We start from the raw sequence: 17,093 nt of genomic DNA, 5'->3' as shown, positions 1-17,093 counted from the left end.
CAGCGACGCACACGACGCACAGCACGCACTCGACGCGATGGGGAGGGCAGGACTCGTGACCGCAGAAGCCAGCGGTTCTGTGGTGCGCCGCATCCTCCTGGGCTCGCAGCTCAGGCGGCTCCGTGAATCCCGCGGGATCACCCGCGAGGCGGCCGGCTACTCGATCCGCGCATCCGAATCGAAGATCAGCCGCTTGGAGTTGGGAAGGGTGAGCTTCAAGGCAAGGGACGTGGAGGACCTCCTCACGCTTTACGGAGTCACCGACGGAGCCGAGCGCGAATCGCTCCTCGGACTCGTCCGCGAGGCCAACGCGGCCGGCTGGTGGCACAGTTACGGCGACGTACTGCCCGGCTGGTTCCAGACCTACGTGGGACTGGAGGGCGCGGCCTCACTCATCCGCATCTACGAAGTCCAGTTCGTCCACGGCCTCTTGCAGACCGAGGCGTACGCGCACGCCGTGGTCAGCCGCGGCATGCCCGGTGCCACCCCGGCCGAGATCGACCGCCGCGTCGCCCTCCGCCAGGAGCGGCAGAAGGTACTGGTCTCCGAGAACGCCCCGCTGTTCCACGCCGTGCTCGACGAGGCGGCGCTGCGCCGCCCGTACGGCGACCGGGCCGTGATGCGCGGCCAGCTGGAACACCTGATCGAGATCTCCCAGCGGCCCAACGTGCGCCTCCAGGTGATGCCCTTCTCCTTCGGCGGCCACGCGGGCGAGAGCGGAGCGTTCACCCTGCTCCGGTTCCCCGAGTCCGACCTCCAGGACATCGTCTATCTGGAACAGCTCACCAGTGCCCTCTACCTGGACAAGGACGAGGAAGTGGCGCAGTACGGCAGGGCGATGGAGCGCCTCCAGCGCGACTGCCCCGACCCCGGCCAGACCCGGGACCTCCTCCGCGGTCTGCTCCAGCTCTCCTGACCTGCCGACCCCAACCGTCTTGTGTGGCCCGCTCCAACTGTCTTGATTCGCACGTAGTATGACGTCTGATCAGTCTCCGGTGCAGCGCACGGGTGCGCGCCTGCAGTAAGGGATGGCATGTCCATATTCGAGGACCTGGCTCACCAGTACATCGACGGCGAGTGGCTGGCCGGAACCGGATCGTGGGACATCATCGACGTCAACCCCTACAACGGGGAGAAGCTCGCCGCGATCACGGTCGCCACGACCGACCAGGTGGACCGGGCCTACCGTGCCGCCGAGCGGGCCCAGGTCGAATGGGCCGCCACCAGCCCCTACACCAGACGAGCGGTCCTGGAACGCGCCCTCCACATCACCGAGGAGCGCGAGAAGGAAATCGTCGAGGCGATGATCGACGAACTCGGCGGCACCCGCCCCAAGGCCGAGTACGAGGTCCACCTCTCCAAGGAGTTCCTCCGCGAGGCCGCGCAGCTGGCCGTCCGCCCCGAGGGCCGGATCCTGCCCTCCCCGGTGAGCGGCAAGGAGAACCGCGTCCAGCGCCTCCCGGTCGGCGTGGTCACCGTGATCAGCCCGTTCAACTTCCCCCTCCTGGTGACCCTGAAGTCCGTCGCCCCCGCCCTCGCCCTCGGCAACGCCGTCGTGATCAAGCCGAACCAGAACGCCCCGGTGGTCGGCGGTGGGGTCATCGCGAAGATCTTCGAGGACGCCGGGCTGCCCGCCGGCCTGCTGAACGTCCTGGTCACCGACATAGCCGAGATAGGCGACGCGCTCCTGACCCACCCCGTCCCCAAGGTGATCTCCTTCGCCGGATCGGACCGGGTCGGACGGCACGTGGGCGCGGTCGCCGCCCGTCACTTCAAGCGGACCGTCCTGGAGCTCAGCGGCAACAGCGCGCTGGTCGTGCTCGACGACGCGGACGTCGACTACGCCGTCGACGCCGCCGTCTTCAGCCGCTTCGTCTACCAGGGCCAGGTCTGCATGGCGGCCAACCGGATCCTCGTCGACCGCTCCGTCGCCGAGGAGTTCACCGAGAAGTTCACCGCCCGCGTCCGCGCCCTGCGCACCGGCGACCCGCACGACGCGGACACCCACATCGGGCCGCTGATCAACCCCTTCCACGCCGAGGCGCTGACCAAGCTCGTCGACGACGCGGTCGAGGAGGGCGCCACGGCACTGGTCCGCGGCTCTACGCGCGGCAACCTGGTCGAGCCCACCGTGCTCACCGGCCTCCCCGAGGACTCACCGCTGATGGGCCAGGAGATCTTCGGCCCGGTCGCCCTCCTCGTCGTCTTCGACGGCGAGGAAGAGGCCGTACGGCTGGCCAACGCGACCCCGTACGGGCTCAGCGGGGCGGTGCACACCCGGGACGTGGAGCGCGGCGTGAAGTTCGCCGAGCGGATCGAGACCGGAATGATCCACGTCAACGACTCCACCATCGGCGACGAGCCGCTCGCCGCCTTCGGCGGGGAGAAGGCCTCCGGGCTGGGCCGGCTCAACGGCGAGGCGACCGTCGAGGCGTTCACCACCCAGAAGTGGATCTCCGTCCAGCACGGCCGCACCCGGTTCCCGTTCTGAACGGGCTTCCTCTTGCTTCCCCTTCGGAACACCGTCATCTAGGACGGAATCTGACCGCAAGCCCCCCTAACGTGGTTCTTGTCGGCGGGAGGACCCCCGACAAGGACGACAGACAGTGAAGGCGGTTGGTCATGGCGCAGATTTCCACCGAGGTCCTGGGCGACGAGCGCGGCACGCTCCTGGCGTTCGTGGAGTCCCAGCGGGCGGCGCTCCGGGAGACGGCGGCCGGGCTCACCGAGGAGCAGGCCGCGAGCCGGCCCAGCGCCAGCGAGCTCTCGCTCTCCGGGCTGCTCAAGCACGTGGCCGAGACCGAGCTGGCCTGGCTGCGGATGGCGCAGCAGCGCCCGAACGAGCGCATGGAGGGGCGGACCGCCTGGCAGGACGGCTTCCGGCTGACCGACGGCGAGACCATCCCCGGCGTGCTGGCCTTCTGGGAGGACGTCACCGCGGAGCTGACCGCGCTGGTGAACTCGCGGCCCGACCTGGACGAGACCTTCCCGCTGCCGGAGGCCCCCTGGTTCCCCAAGGACGCCAAGGTCTCGATGCGCTGGCTGCTGCTGCACCTGGTGGAGGAGTTCGCCCGGCACGCCGGCCACGCGGACATCCTCCGGGAGTCGATCGACGGCACCAAGGCCATGGGCTGACCGGCCGCCTGGCGGCCTGACCTCCCGAAGCCAAGGCCGCCCGGCCTCCGGGCCGCCCGCCTGACCTCCGGGCCCCCGCCCGGCCTCCGGGCCGCCCGTCCGACCTCCCGGCCGCCCGACCGACCGGCCCCCCGCCGCGACTGGATAGCCTGGCCGCATGTCAGCGATCAGGCTCCTCGTCCTCGGCGCGGTCCGCCGGCACGGCCGCGCCCACGGCTACCAGGTGCGCAACGACCTGGAGTTCTGGGGCGCCCACGAGTGGTCGAACGCCAAGCCGGGCTCGATCTACCACGCGCTCAAGCAGATGGCCAAGCAGGGCCTGCTGCACGAGCACGAGGTGGCCCCGAGCACGGCGGGCGGGCCGCCGCGCACCGAGTACGAACTGACCGTCGCGGGCGGCGTGGAGTACTTCGCGCTGCTGCGCGCGGCACTGTCCTCGTACGACCAGAAGCGCGACTCGCTCGCGGCGGCGCTGGGCTTCATGCCGGACCTGCCGCGGGCGGAGACGCTGGACCTGCTGCGGCACAGGCTGGAGGGGCTCGCCGAGTGGCGGGCGTCCGTGACGGACTACTACACGCCGGAGGGCGGCCCGGGGCAGCTCGGGCACATCGGCGAGATCATGTACATGTGGGTGCACGCGGCCGATGTGGAGGCGGAGTGGACCCGGGGGCTGATCGGCCGGATCGAGGGCGGCGCGTACGCCTTCGCGGGCGAGGGCGGCGATCCCTTCGAGGGCGTCCTGGCCGAGTAGCGGAGCCCGCCGGCGACCGTGAAGCCCGGCTGGGTGAGCCCCACCGGGCGAAACCGGCCCGGCGAACCCGGCCGGGAGGGCCCCCGGGAATCCGGCGGCAGCACCCGCGTCACCGCGTAATCAAGTTTGACTAGCCGCGCGCGCCTGCCCTATCCCGGCCGACCGGCTACTCAAATTTGACCACCAGGGAGCGGTTCTGGTGATCGTGCTGGAAGGCGTCCACAAGCGGTACGGCGGGAAACCGGCCCTCTGCGGCCTCGACCTGGAGGTGGCACCCGGCACCGTGCACGCCGTCCTCGGCCCCAACGGGGCCGGCAAGAAGTCGTGGAGTGGAACCCGATGTCGGCGACCGCCACGGCGGTCCGGGACCTGTTCGGCAATCAGGCGGCCGCGTCCTCCTCGTGGGCCGCCGAGCACGCCGGCCTGCTGGCTGTGGCCTGGCCGCTCCTGCTGCTCGCGGTGTTCTTCCCCCTGGCGGTGGGCCGCTTCCGCGGACTCGGCCGCTAGATCGTGTCTTGCGGAGCGGGCTGGATCAGCCCGCTCCGCGCACCGACCGGCCGTCCGCCGTCAGCTGCATCAGCGGGCGGCCGGTCACCAGCAGCCAGGCCGGCAGCAACGCCAGGCACAGCATCGGGATCACCCCCGGCGCCGGGACCAGCACGGCCGCCGTGAACAGGCTCAGCCAGCCCTGCCGGGTGGTCGCCAGCAGGACGCCCAGCACCCCGCAGGTGAGGCCCACCACGGGGTCCACGGCCGGCACCAGGGCGTGCGCGGACAGGCCGAACGAGACCCCGATGAACACCGCCGGGAAGATCCGGCCGCCCCGGAACCCGGAGCCGGCGGCCACCACCAGGGCGGCCAGCTTGACGACGCTCATCAGCAGCAGCGCCCCGAACCCGTACGAGGACGCGGTCTCGGTCAGCTCGCGGGTCTCGGCCAGGCCCTTGAACAGCGTGAGCCGGCCGCCGAGGGCCGCGAGCAGACCGAGCACCGCACCACCGGCGGTCAGCATCAGCACCGGGTGCCGGACCTTGTGGAACACCCGGTGCACGTACGGGAAGGCGTACACGCCGGCCAGGCCCAGCACCGCAGCCGCCGAGGCCACCACCAGGGCGGCCAGCAGATCGGCCCAGCCCGGCCCGGAGAAGTCGGACAGCGAGGTGCTGAAGCTCTGCTCCGAGATCAGGGAGGTGGTCAGGCTGCCCGCCGCGGCGGCCGCCAGCGGCGGGAACAGCCGGTCCCACAGCGGGGTGGGGTCCTTGGGGCCTGCGGCCATCGTCTCGGTGAGGATCAGGGCCGCCGCCACCGGCGTGCCGAACAGGGCGCCGACCGTGCCCGCCACGGCCATCCCGACCCACAGGGGGCCCGGCCAGCCCGGGAACAACCGGTGCCCCAGTGCGAAGACCAGGGCCACGTTCGCCGCGACGATCGGGTTCTCCGGGCCGAGGCTGACCCCGCCGGCCAGGGTCAGTCCGCCGGCCAGCAGCAGGCCGGGCACCCAGCGGGGGTCCATCGGCGCTTCCACCAGCCCGCTGGTGGCCGGGTCCGGGCCGGCGTGCCCGTAGACCTTCCACACCACCAGGCCCTCCACCGCGCCGGTGGCCGTCAGTACGATCATCATCCAGGGGATCGAGTACGGGCCCAGGCCCACCGCGTCCGGCAGGGTCCCCCACAGCACCCCCTCCAACTGCTCGGCGGCCCAGCTCACCCCGACGAAGAGCAGGGCGCAGCCGACTCCGACCGCCAGCGCGGGGAGGATCGTGGGGAGCAGAGCACGGGCGGAACGCGTCATCCGCCTAACGTAAACGGACAATTCGTCCGTATCGCGGAGGCGCTCGGGGTGCACCCCGCCACCGCCCGGCCGGGGACTTGCACCTCACGTCACGTCAGGGCCCACAGTGAAGCGCGTACCCGCACAGCGGAGAAGGAAGGAGCGGAAGCGATGGGCTACTCCGTGGGCCAGGTGGCCGGTTTCGCCGGAGTCACGGTGCGCACCCTGCACCACTACGACGAGATCGGGCTGCTCTCCCCGAGCGGCCGCAGCGGCGCCGGCCACCGGCGGTACGACGACGCCGACCTGGGCCGTCTGCAGCAGATCCTGTTCTACCGGGAGCTCGGCTTTCCGCTCGAAGAGGTCGCGGTCCTGCTGGACGACCCCGACGCCGATCCCCGGCAGCACCTGCGCAGGCAGCACGCCCTGCTGACGGAACGGATCGGGCGGCTCCAGGAGATGGCCAAGGCCGTCGAACACGCGATGGAGGCACAGAAGATGGGCATCAACCTCACCCCCGAGGAACGGTTCGAGGTCTTCGGGGACAAGGACCCCGCGCGGTACGAGGCGGAGGCCGAGGAACGCTGGGGCGGCACCGAGCTCTACGCCGAGTCCCAGCGCCGGGCCGCCACCTACACCAAGGAGGACTGGCGGCGGATGCAGGACGAGGCCGCCGACTGGGGGGCCCGCTACTCGGCGCTGATGGAGGCCGGCGAGCCGGCCGACGGCGAGCGGGCCATGGACATGGCGGAAGAGCACCGGGAACACATCGGCCGCTGGTTCTACGACTGCTCGTACGAGATGCACACCTGCCTGGCCGACATGTACGTCGCGGACGAGCGGTTCAAGGCGTTCTACGACGGCATCCGGCCCGGCCTCGCCGAGCACCTGAGGGACGCGATCACCGCCAACGCGGTGCGCCGGGTCTGAGGCGCGGACCGGGAACGGGCGGCCGGGGACCCGGGGGGAGGGGTGGCCTCGGACCCGGGGGAGGGGTGGCCTCGGACCCGGGGAACGGACCTCGGACCCGGGGAGCGGACCGGGTGGTTCCCCCGGGCCGGGGCCTGGAACCGGCGGGTTGCGGTGTGCGTTGATAATCGAGGAGCAACCGTCCTCCGCACCGCCCCCCGAACTCAGGAGCCCGGATCTCGTGTACACGCTCGCCCTCGCCCCGGAGTGGCTCTCGCCGGACTACCTGATCTCGGAGTTCGGCCTCATCGGCATCCTGGTCATCGTGTTCGCGGAGTCGGGCCTGTTCGCCTTCCTCCCGGGCGACTCGCTGCTGTTCACGGCCGGCCTGCTGGTGGCGGACGGGAAGTACATCACGCAGCCGCTGTGGCTGGTCTGCACGCTGATCGTGGCCGCCGCGATCATCGGCGACCAGGTCGGCTACATGATCGGCAAGTTCTTCGGTCCGAAGCTGTTCAACCGGCCGAACTCCAAGCTGTTCAAGCGGGAGAACCTGGACAAGGCGCACGAGTTCATGGACCGGCACGGCCCCAAGGCGATCGTGCTCGCCCGCTTCGTGCCGATCATCCGGACCTTCGCCCCGATGGTCGCGGGCGCCGGCTCGATGAAGTACCGCACGTTCCTGACGTACAACATCATCGGCGGCATCGGCTGGGGCGCCGGTGTCACGGTCGCGGGCTACTTCCTCGGCCAGATCGGCTTCATCAAGGAGAACGTCGAGCCGATCCTGGTCGGCATCGTGCTGATCTCCGTCATCCCGGTGATCTTCGAGGTGCTCAAGGCCCGCAAGGAGGCCCGCGAGGCCGCCGAGTCCGAGGCCCTCGCCCCGGGCGAGAGCGCCCCGGCGCAGAACGGCCGCGGCCGGCACGCCAAGCGGTAGCCGGTCCTTCGTCTCCGTGCCCGGTGGGGCCGGTCCGCCACGGCGGACCGGCCCCACCGACGTTTCCCCTCAGAAGCCGCGGGTCCGCTTGGCCGCGCGGCGCTTGGCGGCGCTCGCCGCCCCCGGCATGCGCATGAAGAGCCGTGAGGTCTCCGACCCGAGGTTCACTCCGATCGCGATGGCCAGCGCGATGGCGGCCGCCTTCACCAGCGAGGCGAGGCCCACGTCGAGCCGGTTCTCGGCGATCGACAGCAGCCCGTAGTACGTCGCCGAACCCGGCAGCAGCGGGCCGATCGCGGCCGTGACGTACGGCAGCGCCGAGGCGAACCGGTAGCGCGAGAACAGCTGCCCGAACAGGCCGACCAGGCCGGCCGCGATCGCGGTGGACGGCACCGGCGGGATCCCGCCGGCGGTCAGCGCCCCGAAGGTCACCCACGCCACCCCGCCGTTCAGCGTCACGATCCACACCGTGGACCGCTCCTGCTGGAGCAGGATCGCGAAGGTGAACACCAGGACCATCGAGGCCGCGATCTGGAGCAGCGGCCGGGACGGGATCTGCAGCACGTCGTCCGGGTCCGGCGCGGCCCCCAGCTGCAGCCCGAGGTAGATCACCGCGAGCACGCCGATGATGATCCCGATGAACAGGTACATCACCTCCAGCAGCCGGGCGGAGGCGGTGATGTAGAAGCCGGTCAGGCCGTCCTGCACGGCCGCGACCAGGGCGCGCCCGGGCAGCAGCGCGAACAGGCCGCCGGTGATCACGGCGGAGGCGCGGACGTCGCTCTCCGCGAACTTCAGGGCCACGCCGAGCGCGGCGGGCGGCATCGCGGCCACCACGAACTGGTAGAACTCCGGCAGCCCGCGGCCGGCGCAGACCCAGGCGAGCCGGTCACCGAGCATCGCACCGATCGCGGCCGCGAAGAACACCAGGACGCCGCCGCCGACCAGCACGGAGGCGGCCCCGGCCAGCAGTCCGGCAGCGGCGGTGAGCACCCAGGTGGGGTACGGGTGCCGGTTGCGCCGGATCTCGGCGAGGCGCCGGTACGCCTCCTCCAGGGTGATCTCGACCTCGGGCGCGCTGATGTCGTCCACCAGCCGGAAGACGGCGGCCAGCCGGGTGTAGTCGGTGCCGCGGCGGCGCACCGCGCGGGTGGCCGACACCGGGTGGTCCACCAGCGAGGGCTGGTGGGTGATCGACAGCACGGTGAAGGTGACGGTCGGCTCGCAGCGGTCCAGGCCGTAGCTGCGGGCCACGGCGAACATGGCGGCCTCCACGTCCTCCGATCCCTCGCCGCCGGCCAGCAGCAGCTCGCCGATGCGCAGGGTGAGGTCCAGGACCCGGCCGACGGCCGGCCCGGCCTCGGCCTTCTGGGCGGGCTCGGCCACGGGGCGGACGTCCACGGGCATCCGGAGCATGGTCCGCATCCGGTCCTGCCACGGGGACTCCGTCATCCGCACCAGGGCGGCGCCGGCCGCCTGCCCGGGCGTGTGCGCGGGCGGCGACTGCGCGGCGCGGTAGGTGCTCGGCGTGGTGAACGCGGATCCGCGGGACTCGCCGGGAACCGGATGGGTGCCCGGCGGAAGAGCGAATTCCGACGTGGGGGCGTCCTCGGTCCCCGAGGGCCCGGGCCCTCGCCCGGTGCCCGGCGGGGGCACGAACGCGCTGCGCGCCTCGTCCGACGCCGGCTTCCTGTCCTCGGGCTCGACCGCCTCGGCGTCCCCGGGCTCGACCCCTTCGGCATCCCCGGGCTCGACCCCCTCGGCTTCGTCGACTCCCTCGGCGTCCTCGGCTCCCTCGGCTTCCGCCGCCACGCATCCTCCCGTCCTGGCACCCGGGTATCAGTATGCGGAATCGTTTCATCCAGGGCGATGGCAGGCTGCGAGGCCCTCCCACGGGCCTCCAGGGCCCCTCTCGGCCCCTCGCAGACCCCGCCGGGCCCGTCCCGGGGCTCCCCGGCTCCCGGCCCCGGACACGCCGACGGGCGGCACCCCCGCAGGGGTACCGCCCGTCGTCTCGGTCGAGCAAGCGCGCCGCAGGCCCGCGGGCCGGGTGCCGGGGCCGTCACCTCGTCCTGGCCGCCGCGGATCCGCGGACCGGCTCAGTGGCCGCCCTGCTCCTGCAGGCGCTTGAAGGAACGCTCGATCTCGGCCTCGGCCTCGGTGCGGCCGACCCAGTTGGCGCCCTCGACCGACTTGCCCGGCTCCAGGTCCTTGTAGACCTCGAAGAAGTGCTGGATCTCCAGGCGGTCGAACTCGGAGATGTGGTGGATGTCGCGCAGGTGCTCGACACGCGGGTCGGAGGCCGGCACGCACAGCAGCTTGTCGTCGCCGCCCGCCTCGTCGGTCATGCGGAACATGCCGATCGCGCGACACTTGATCAGGCAGCCCGGGAAGGTCGGCTCGTCCAGGATGACCAGCGCGTCCAGCGGGTCGCCGTCCTCGCCGAGCGTGTTCTCGACGAAGCCGTAGTCCGTCGGGTAGCTGGTGGAGGTGAACAGGCGACGGTCCAGACGGATCCGGCCGGTCTCGTGGTCCACCTCGTACTTGTTCCGCGAACCCTTCGGGATCTCGATGGTGACGTCGAACTCCACGTCCTGCTCCTCCATGTCCAGCCAGCACATTGCTAACGAGTGATAGCGCGTCCGGCCCAGCCCTGGGGCCGGGGTGCCATGCTCGCGGCAAGACGCAGTGGTTAAGTGTCCCTCACGCATGTACGTGATCGCGAAAGGGGCTGGTCCGAGGTGCCATTGATCAGAACGTGGCAGCTCGTCGCGGGCTCGGCCGCCGCGGGCCTCGCCCTGTCGGCCGCCGCCGTGGTGACAGCGGGTCCATGGGACTCCGGCCAGCGTAAGGCCGAGCGGGACCGGGCCGCCTCCCAGGGCCGGACGGGTGGCGCAGATCACGGGGAAGCGCCGCTTCCGCAGGCCGCGCCGAGCGCCCCGGCCGTGCTCCCCGGCATCGGCCCGGCCCTCGCCGCCGGACCCGCGCCCTCCGGCACCCCGGCCGCGCCGCCCGCCCCGCCCGCACCCTCCGGGGACGACCCGGCCGCCCTGGCCGAAGCCCTCCGCCCGCTGCTGGCCGACCCGGCCCTCGGGAGCCTGCACACCGCCGCCGTCGTGGACACCGCGTCCGGCGCGGTGCTGTACGAGTCCGGCCAGGGCGAGGCCATGACCCCCGCCTCCACCACCAAGATCGCCACGGCGGCCGCGGTGCTGGCCGCCGTGGGCCCCGAGCACCGCATCGCCACCACCGTGGTCGCCGGGCCCGGAGCCGGACAGATCGTGCTGGTCGGCGGCGGCGACCCGTCCCTCACCGCCAGGAAGAAGGCCCCGGCCGGGTCCGGCGGCAGCCTGGTCGCGCTGGCCGCCGACACCGCCCAGGCCCTCAAGGCCGCGAACACCACCACCGTCACCCTCGCCTACGACGACACGCTGTACTCCGGCCCCGTGGTCCACCCCATCGGCGCCGACAACGGCAACCTGGCGCCGGTCACCTCCCTGACCGCCGACGAGGGCCGCCCCGACGACTCCGTCTCCGGCCCGGTGGCCCGCACCCAGAACCCCTCCGGAGACACCGCCGCCGCCTTCGCCGGCCTGCTCCGCGAGCGCGGCATCAACGTCACCGGCGGCCCCGCCCGCGGCAAGGCCCCGGCCGGCGCCGCCCCGATGGCTACCACCCGCTCCACCCCGGTCGGCGCCCTCGTCGAACGGATGCTGACCAACAGCGACAACGACATCGCCGAGGCCCTTGCCCGGCAGACCGCCCTCGCCTCCGGGCAGCCCGCCAGCTTCGAGGGCGCCGAGAAGGCCATCGCCAACAAACTGGCCGGCCTCGGCCTGGACCTCACCGGCAGCCGGTTCGCCGACGGCAGCGGCCTGAACCGGGCCGACAAGCTGTCCGCCGCCCAGCTGGCCCGGCTGCTCGCCAAGGCCGCCGACCCCGCCCACCCCGAACTCCGGCCCGTCCTCAGCGGCCTGCCGGTGGCCGGCTTCAGCGGCACCCTGCGCGCCCGCAACGCCGGCGACTCCCCGGCCGCCGGTCTCGTCCGCGCCAAGACGGGCACCCTCACCCGGGTGAACGCCCTGGCCGGCACCGCGGTGTCGCCCTCCGGCCGGCTGCTGTCCTTCGCCTTCCTCGCCTCGGACACCGGAAACGCCCAGGCGGCCGAGAAGGCCCTGGACAAGCTCGCGGCCGCGGTGGCCACCACCGGACCGGACACCTCCGCCTGACCCGGCCCCCGTCCCGGCCCCGGTCCCGCCCGGACGCCTCCACACTCGACTCCACGCCCGACTCCACGCCCGACTCCGCCCCGGGGCCCCCGACAACGGCCCCGTCCGCGGGGATCCGCCCGGGCCCCGGTCCACGTACGGTTGACGCATGACGAGCATCGGTGGTGCGGAGATGGTCGACTGGAACCTCGCGGTGGCGACCGCGACCCGCCTGGTCCGGCCCGGCCCGGAGGTCACCCGGGACGAGGCCCGGGCGGTCGTGGCGGAGCTGCGGGCGTACGCCAGGGAGTCCGAACGGCACGTGCGCGAGTTCACCGGGATGATCCCCGAGGGCGCGCCGGTCGAGGACACCCCGGTCCTCGTCGTGGACCGGGCCGGCTGGGTCCGGGCCAACGTGGCCGGATTCCGGGAACTCCTCGGCCCGCTGCTCGGACGGATGCAGGAGCGCCGCGGCAACGCCCCCGGCGGCGCCGTGCTCGGCGCGGTCGGCGGCAAGGTCACCGGGGTCGAGCTGGGCATGCTGCTCGGCTTCCTGGCCTCCCGGGTGCTCGGCCAGTACGAGACCTTCGCGCCGGTCTCCCGCGACCTGCCCGGCTCCTCCGGCGGCGGCCGGCTGCTGCTCGTCGCACCCAACATCGTCCACGTGGAGCGCGAACTCGACGTGGACCCGCAGGACTTCCGCATGTGGGTCTGCCTGCACGAGGAGACGCACCGTACCCAGTTCACCGCAGTCCCGTGGCTCCGCGACCACCTGGAGGGCGAAATCCAGTCGTTCCTCGGCGCCACCGACATGGACCCGATGACCGTCCTGGAACGGCTCCGGGAGGCCGCCCAGTCCCTGGCCGGAGCCCGGCCCGAGGGCGAGCGCGGGGACGAGGGCAGCTCCCTGGTCGAACTCGTCCAGACCCCCGAGCAGCGCGAGATCCTCGGCCGGCTCACCGCCGTGATGTCCCTGCTCGAAGGCCACGCCGACCACGTCATGGACGGGGTCGGCCCGGACGTGGTGCCCTCCGTCGCCGAGATCCGCGAGAAGTTCCAGAAGCGCCGGGCCAGCGGTGCCGGCCGACTCGACGCCGCCCTGCGCAAGCTCCTCGGGCTCGACGCCAAACTGCGCCAGTACCGGGACGGCGAGCGGTTCGTCCGCGCCGTCACCGGACAGGTCGGCACCGACGGCTTCAACCGCGTCTGGACCTCCCCGAACACCCTGCCCACCAAGGCGGAGATCGCCAATCCCGCGGACTGGGTGGCCCGCGTGCACCGCAAGGGGACCGGAGAAGAGGCGTAAACATGTCCCACTGGGGGAAACAGCATCACCCTTCCGAGGGACCGTGGGCCGTGGAAGGGCGTGCGATGCTCAGGGAACGGCTCTGTTCTGTCACCATCGACGCACTCTGAGTGACATACCGGCAGCGGCACGCACCATCCCTGCGCCCCTGCCGACAAGCCACCCGACTCGGCATTCGAACTCCACCGAAGGGCACCGGACATGGGTCCCCATCCTGCGGTCGCGGCGATACGCCTGGCGGTACGCCGCGTACTCCACGACGTCCTCACCGACCTCACCCCCCGCCCGGACGGGCAGCAGCCGCTCGTCCTCGTCGCCTGCTCCGGCGGCGCCGACTCCATGGCACTCGCCTCCGCCCTCGCCTTCGAGGCCCCCAAGCTCGGCGTCCGGGCCGGCGGCATCACCGTCGACCACGGACTGCAGGCAGGCTCGGACCTGCGCGCGGCCGAGGTGGTCACCCGCATGAACGCCCTCCGCCTGGAGCCGGCGGAGTCCGTCGCGGTGCACGTCGGCCGCGCCGGCGGACCGGAGGCGGCCGCCCGCGACGCCCGCTACGCCGCCCTCGACGAAGCCGCCGAACGGCTCGGCGCCGCCGCCGTGCTGCTCGGCCACACCCGGGACGACCAAGCCGAAACCGTCCTGCTGGGCCTCGCCCGCGGCTCCGGCATCCGCTCCCTCTCCGGCATGGCCGAGGTGTCCGGCGGACCCGGCCGCACCGGCCGCTACCGCCGCCCCTTCCTCCAGGTCGACCGGCAGACCGCCCGCAAGGCGTGCATGGCCCAGTCCCTGCCCGTCTGGGACGACCCGCACAACGCCGACCCCGCGTACACCCGCTCCCGCCTCCGCCACGAGGGGCTGCCCGCCCTGGAGAAGGCCCTCGGCAAGGGGGTCGTCGAGGCCCTCGCCCGTACCGCCCGGCTCTCCCGTGACGACGCCGACGCCCTCGACGCGTGGGCCGCCGAGGCCGACACCGCCGTACGCGACGAAACCGGCCGCCTGGAGTGCGCCAAGCTCTACGCGCTGCCGCCCGCAGTCCGCCGCCGGGTGCTGCGCCGCGCCGTGGTCGCCGCCGGCTCCCCCGCGGGCTCCCTCTTCGCCCGCCACATCGAGGAAGTCGACCGCCTCATCACCGGCTGGCGCGGCCAGGGAGCGATCAACCTGCCCGGCCGCGTCGAGGCCCGGCGGCAGGGTGGCAGACTTGTCATCCGGCAGGGCTGATGGCACAACGAAAGTGATGTAGCGGGTGGACGTGAAGGACATGGGTGCCGACCTCAAGTCGGTTCTCATCACCAAGGAAGAGATCGACGCGAAGCTGGCCGAGCTGGCCGCGAAGATCGACGAAGAGTACGCGGGCAAGGACCTGCTCATCGTCGGCGTGCTCAAGGGCGCCGTGATGGTCATGGCGGACCTGGCGCGCGCCGTGTCCACCCCGCTCACCATGGACTGGATGGCGGTGTCCTCCTACGGCGCCGGGACCCAGTCCTCCGGTGTGGTCCGGATCCTCAAGGACCTCGACACCGACATCAAGGGCAAGCACGTCCTGATCGTCGAGGACATCATCGACTCCGGTCTGACACTTTCCTGGCTGCTGTCGAACCTGGGCTCCCGCGAGCCGGCCTCCCTAGAGGTGGTCACCCTGCTGCGCAAGCCCGAGGCCGCCAAGGTCTCGATCGACGTCAAGTGGGTCGGCTTCGACATCCCCAACGAGTTCGTCGTGGGCTACGGCCTCGACTACGCGGAGAAGTACCGCAACCTGCCGTTCGTGGGCACCCTCGCCCCGCACGTCTACGGCGGCTGACGACCGCGGCAGCGGCCCCCGGGCCCGCGGGGAACCCCGGCCAGGCCGGGGTAACCCCGGGGAACCCTGGGGCCGTGCCCGCCGTTGGAGCATGAGATAGCGGGTCTGTCAGCCGTCCCGTCGGGCCGCGGGTGACAATTCAGGGGTACATTCCGAAGAACAGCCTTTACTCACAGCAGCATTTACCTACGGGCAGGAGGGACGGGGCGATCACCGCCCCGTATGGATGGACGTGAAGCGATACTTCCGTGGGCCGGTCATGTGGATCGTGCTGGCTGTCCTCGCCGTGGTCGTGTTGATGAATGTCGTCGGCTCCGGCGGCGGCTACAAGTCGGTGGAGACCAGCGAGGTCGTCCAGGCGATCAACCAGAACCAGGTGCAGACGGCCAAGCTCACCACTGGTGACAGCCAGATGATCAAGATCGAGCTGAAGGACGGCCAGCAGCTCGGTGACAACAAGGGCACCAAGTTCCAGGCCAACTACATCGGCGACCAGGGCGTCCAGCTGGCGAAGACCCTGGACGAGAAGGTGGCGAGCAAGGAGCTCCCGGACGGTTACACCGTCTCCCCCGACAAGACCAGCCCGTTCCTGAGCGTGCTGCTGTCGCTGCTGCCCTTCGTGCTCATCGTCGTGGTGTTCCTGTTCCTGATGAACCAGATGCAGGGCGGCGGCTCCCGGGTGATGAACTTCGGGAAGTCCAAGGCCAAGCTGATCACCAAGGACACCCCGAAGACGACGTTCGCCGACGTGGCGGGCTCGGACGAGGCGGTGGAGGAGCTCCACGAGATCAAGGAGTTCCTGCAGGAGCCGGCCAAGTTCCAGGCCGTCGGCGCCAAGATCCCCAAGGGCGTCCTGCTCTACGGGCCCCCCGGCACCGGCAAGACCCTGCTGGCGCGCGCCGTCGCCGGCGAGGCGGGCGTCCCGTTCTACTCGATCTCCGGTTCCGACTTCGTCGAGATGTTCGTCGGTGTCGGTGCCTCGCGTGTCCGCGACCTGTTCGAGCAGGCCAAGGCCAACGCCCCGGCGATCGTCTTCGTCGACGAGATCGACGCCGTCGGCCGGCACCGCGGTGCGGGCCTCGGCGGCGGCCACGACGAGCGCGAGCAGACCCTGAACCAGCTGCTCGTCGAGATGGACGGCTTCGACGTCAAGGGCGGCGTCATCCTGATCGCCGCCACCAACCGCCCGGACATCCTCGACCCGGCCCTCCTGCGCCCCGGCCGCTTCGACCGGCAGATCGCCGTCGACCGCCCGGACATGCAGGGCCGCCTGGAGATCCTCAAGGTCCACCAGAAGGGCAAGCCGGTCGCCCCGGATGTCGACCTCTCGGCCGTCGCCCGCCGCACCCCCGGCTTCACCGGTGCCGACCTGTCCAACGTCCTGAACGAGGCCGCGCTGCTCACGGCCCGCTCGGACCGGAAGCTGATCGACAACCAGATGCTGGACGAGGCGATCGACCGCGTCGTGGCGGGCCCGCAGAAGCGGACCCGGATCATGTCGGACAAGGAAAAGAAGATCACCGCGTACCACGAGGGCGGTCACGCCCTGGTCGCGGCGGCCTCCCCGAACTCCGACCCGGTGCACAAGATCACGATCCTGTCCCGCGGCCGGGCGCTGGGCTACACCATGGTCCTGCCCGACGAGGACAAGTACTCGACCACCCGCAACGAGATGCTCGACCAGCTGGCGTACATGCTGGGCGGCCGCGCGGCCGAGGAGCTGGTCTTCCACGACCCGACCACGGGCGCCGCGAACGACATCGAGAAGGCGACCGCCACCGCCCGCGCGATGGTCACCCAGTACGGCATGACCGAGCGCCTGGGTGCGATCAAGTTCGGCGGGGACAACACCGAGCCGTTCCTCGGCCGCGAGATGGCGCACCAGCGCGACTACTCGGAAGAGGTCGCGGCGCTGGTCGACGAAGAGGTCAAGAAGCTCATCGAGACCGCGCACAACGAGGCCTGGGAGATCCTGGTCGAGAACCGCGACGTCCTCGACAACCTCGTGGTCGCGCTGCTGGAGAAGGAGACGCTGGGCAAGGAGGAGATCGCCGAGATCTTCTCGACCATCGTCAAGCGCCCGGCCCGCCCCGCGTGGACCGGCTCCTCCCGCCGCACCCCGTCCACCCGTCCGCCGGTGCTCTCCCCGAAGGAGCTCCAGCTGACGAACGCCGCGAACGGCATTTCGGCGAGCACCGCCGCGTCGCCCGTCTCCGCGGACAAGGGCATCGAGGTGGCCCCGGAGGACCGCCCCGAGGTCTGAGCCGATCCGAGC

General features: G+C 71.8%; 13 protein-coding genes and 2 pseudogenes. 12 read left to right on the top strand and 3 right to left on the bottom strand.

Features of this window, described 5'->3' with window-relative positions:
- The first annotated feature begins 37 nt into the window (after nt 1-37).
- The 5 genes and pseudogenes from AB0O36_RS17655 to AB0O36_RS17635 all read left to right on the top strand — a co-directional run.
- Nucleotides 38-916: a helix-turn-helix transcriptional regulator gene (locus tag AB0O36_RS17655; protein WP_365110725.1), complete on the top strand. Its 879-nt coding sequence runs from the start codon at nt 38-40 to the stop codon at nt 914-916.
- Nucleotides 917-1,033: 117 nt separating this feature from the next.
- Nucleotides 1,034-2,491, top strand: a complete 1,458-nt coding sequence (locus tag AB0O36_RS17650) for an aldehyde dehydrogenase family protein (protein ID WP_365110722.1) — start codon at nt 1,034-1,036, stop codon at nt 2,489-2,491.
- A gap of 131 nt (nt 2,492-2,622) precedes the next feature.
- Nucleotides 2,623-3,135: a DinB family protein gene (locus tag AB0O36_RS17645; protein WP_365110719.1), complete on the top strand. Its 513-nt coding sequence runs from the start codon at nt 2,623-2,625 to the stop codon at nt 3,133-3,135.
- A 157-nt stretch (nt 3,136-3,292) separates the two neighbouring features.
- Nucleotides 3,293-3,886, top strand: coding sequence for a PadR family transcriptional regulator (locus tag AB0O36_RS17640; protein ID WP_365110716.1), 594 nt, complete (start codon nt 3,293-3,295; stop codon nt 3,884-3,886).
- Nucleotides 3,887-4,207: 321 nt separating this feature from the next.
- Nucleotides 4,208-4,393 (top strand): annotated as a pseudogene (locus AB0O36_RS17635) (ABC transporter permease); the annotation flags it as partial.
- Nucleotides 4,394-4,418: 25 nt separating this feature from the next.
- Here AB0O36_RS17635 and AB0O36_RS17630 read toward each other — a convergent pair.
- Nucleotides 4,419-5,678, bottom strand: a complete 1,260-nt coding sequence (locus tag AB0O36_RS17630; RefSeq protein ID WP_365110713.1) for an ion channel protein — start codon at nt 5,676-5,678, stop codon at nt 4,419-4,421.
- Between the two features lie 150 nt (nt 5,679-5,828).
- Here AB0O36_RS17630 and AB0O36_RS17625 point away from each other — a divergent pair, with 150 nt between their 5' ends.
- The gene (locus AB0O36_RS17625; protein ID WP_365110711.1) at nt 5,829-6,587 is read left to right on the top strand and encodes a MerR family transcriptional regulator; all 759 of its coding nucleotides are present in this window, start codon (nt 5,829-5,831) and stop codon (nt 6,585-6,587) included.
- Between the two features lie 220 nt (nt 6,588-6,807).
- Nucleotides 6,808-7,452: pseudogene (locus tag AB0O36_RS17620) on the top strand (VTT domain-containing protein); the annotation flags it as partial.
- Nucleotides 7,453-7,575: 123 nt separating this feature from the next.
- Here the strand turns inward: AB0O36_RS17620 and AB0O36_RS17615 are convergent.
- Together AB0O36_RS17615 and AB0O36_RS17610 are read right to left on the bottom strand one after the other, a co-directional pair.
- Nucleotides 7,576-9,162 carry a threonine/serine exporter family protein gene (locus tag AB0O36_RS17615; protein WP_365111018.1) on the bottom strand — a complete coding sequence of 529 codons (1,587 nt, stop codon included), beginning with the start codon at nt 9,160-9,162 and terminating at the stop codon, nt 7,576-7,578.
- A gap of 443 nt (nt 9,163-9,605) precedes the next feature.
- Nucleotides 9,606-10,097 (bottom strand): inorganic diphosphatase, encoded by a 492-nt coding sequence (locus tag AB0O36_RS17610; protein WP_125541818.1) that lies wholly within the window; start codon nt 10,095-10,097, stop codon nt 9,606-9,608.
- Nucleotides 10,098-10,247: 150 nt separating this feature from the next.
- Here AB0O36_RS17610 and dacB point away from each other — a divergent pair, with 150 nt between their 5' ends.
- The 5 genes from dacB to ftsH all read left to right on the top strand — a co-directional run bounded on the left by dacB (nt 10,248) and on the right by ftsH (nt 17,081).
- Nucleotides 10,248-11,735: a D-alanyl-D-alanine carboxypeptidase/D-alanyl-D-alanine-endopeptidase gene (gene dacB / locus AB0O36_RS17605; protein WP_365110708.1), complete on the top strand. Its 1,488-nt coding sequence runs from the start codon at nt 10,248-10,250 to the stop codon at nt 11,733-11,735.
- A gap of 148 nt (nt 11,736-11,883) precedes the next feature.
- Nucleotides 11,884-13,020, top strand: a complete 1,137-nt coding sequence (locus tag AB0O36_RS17600) for a zinc-dependent metalloprotease (RefSeq protein ID WP_365110705.1) — start codon at nt 11,884-11,886, stop codon at nt 13,018-13,020.
- A 201-nt stretch (nt 13,021-13,221) separates the two neighbouring features.
- A complete protein-coding gene (gene tilS / locus AB0O36_RS17595) occupies nt 13,222-14,238 on the top strand; it encodes a tRNA lysidine(34) synthetase TilS (protein WP_365110702.1) in 1,017 nt (338 codons plus the stop codon).
- A 40-nt stretch (nt 14,239-14,278) separates the two neighbouring features.
- Nucleotides 14,279-14,818, top strand: coding sequence for a hypoxanthine phosphoribosyltransferase (gene hpt, locus AB0O36_RS17590; protein ID WP_365111015.1), 540 nt, complete (start codon nt 14,279-14,281; stop codon nt 14,816-14,818).
- Between the two features lie 226 nt (nt 14,819-15,044).
- Complete coding sequence (ftsH, locus tag AB0O36_RS17585) at nt 15,045-17,081, top strand: ATP-dependent zinc metalloprotease FtsH (protein WP_365110699.1); 2,037 nt, start codon at nt 15,045-15,047, stop codon at nt 17,079-17,081.
- Nucleotides 17,082-17,093 lie beyond the last annotated feature (12 nt).

The organism is Streptomyces sp. NPDC089799 (assembly GCF_040684755.1).
GTDB lineage: Bacteria > Actinomycetota > Actinomycetes > Streptomycetales > Streptomycetaceae > Streptomyces.
This window is presented reverse-complemented; position numbering and strand designations above follow the sequence as displayed.

Coding starts and splice junctions, on each gene's coding strand:
- AB0O36_RS17655 (WP_365110725.1), top strand. CDS start 38: ATGGGGAGGGCAGGACTCGTGACCGCAGAAGCCAGCGGTTCTGTGGTG.
- AB0O36_RS17650 (WP_365110722.1), top strand. CDS start 1,034: ATGTCCATATTCGAGGACCTGGCTCACCAGTACATCGACGGCGAGTGG.
- AB0O36_RS17645 (WP_365110719.1), top strand. CDS start 2,623: ATGGCGCAGATTTCCACCGAGGTCCTGGGCGACGAGCGCGGCACGCTC.
- AB0O36_RS17640 (WP_365110716.1), top strand. CDS start 3,293: ATGTCAGCGATCAGGCTCCTCGTCCTCGGCGCGGTCCGCCGGCACGGC.
- AB0O36_RS17630 (WP_365110713.1), bottom strand. CDS start 5,678: ATGACGCGTTCCGCCCGTGCTCTGCTCCCCACGATCCTCCCCGCGCTG.
- AB0O36_RS17625 (WP_365110711.1), top strand. CDS start 5,829: ATGGGCTACTCCGTGGGCCAGGTGGCCGGTTTCGCCGGAGTCACGGTG.
- AB0O36_RS17600 (WP_365110705.1), top strand. CDS start 11,884: ATGACGAGCATCGGTGGTGCGGAGATGGTCGACTGGAACCTCGCGGTG.
- tilS (WP_365110702.1), top strand. CDS start 13,222: ATGGGTCCCCATCCTGCGGTCGCGGCGATACGCCTGGCGGTACGCCGC.
- hpt (WP_365111015.1), top strand. CDS start 14,279: ATGGGTGCCGACCTCAAGTCGGTTCTCATCACCAAGGAAGAGATCGAC.
- ftsH (WP_365110699.1), top strand. CDS start 15,045: ATGGACGTGAAGCGATACTTCCGTGGGCCGGTCATGTGGATCGTGCTG.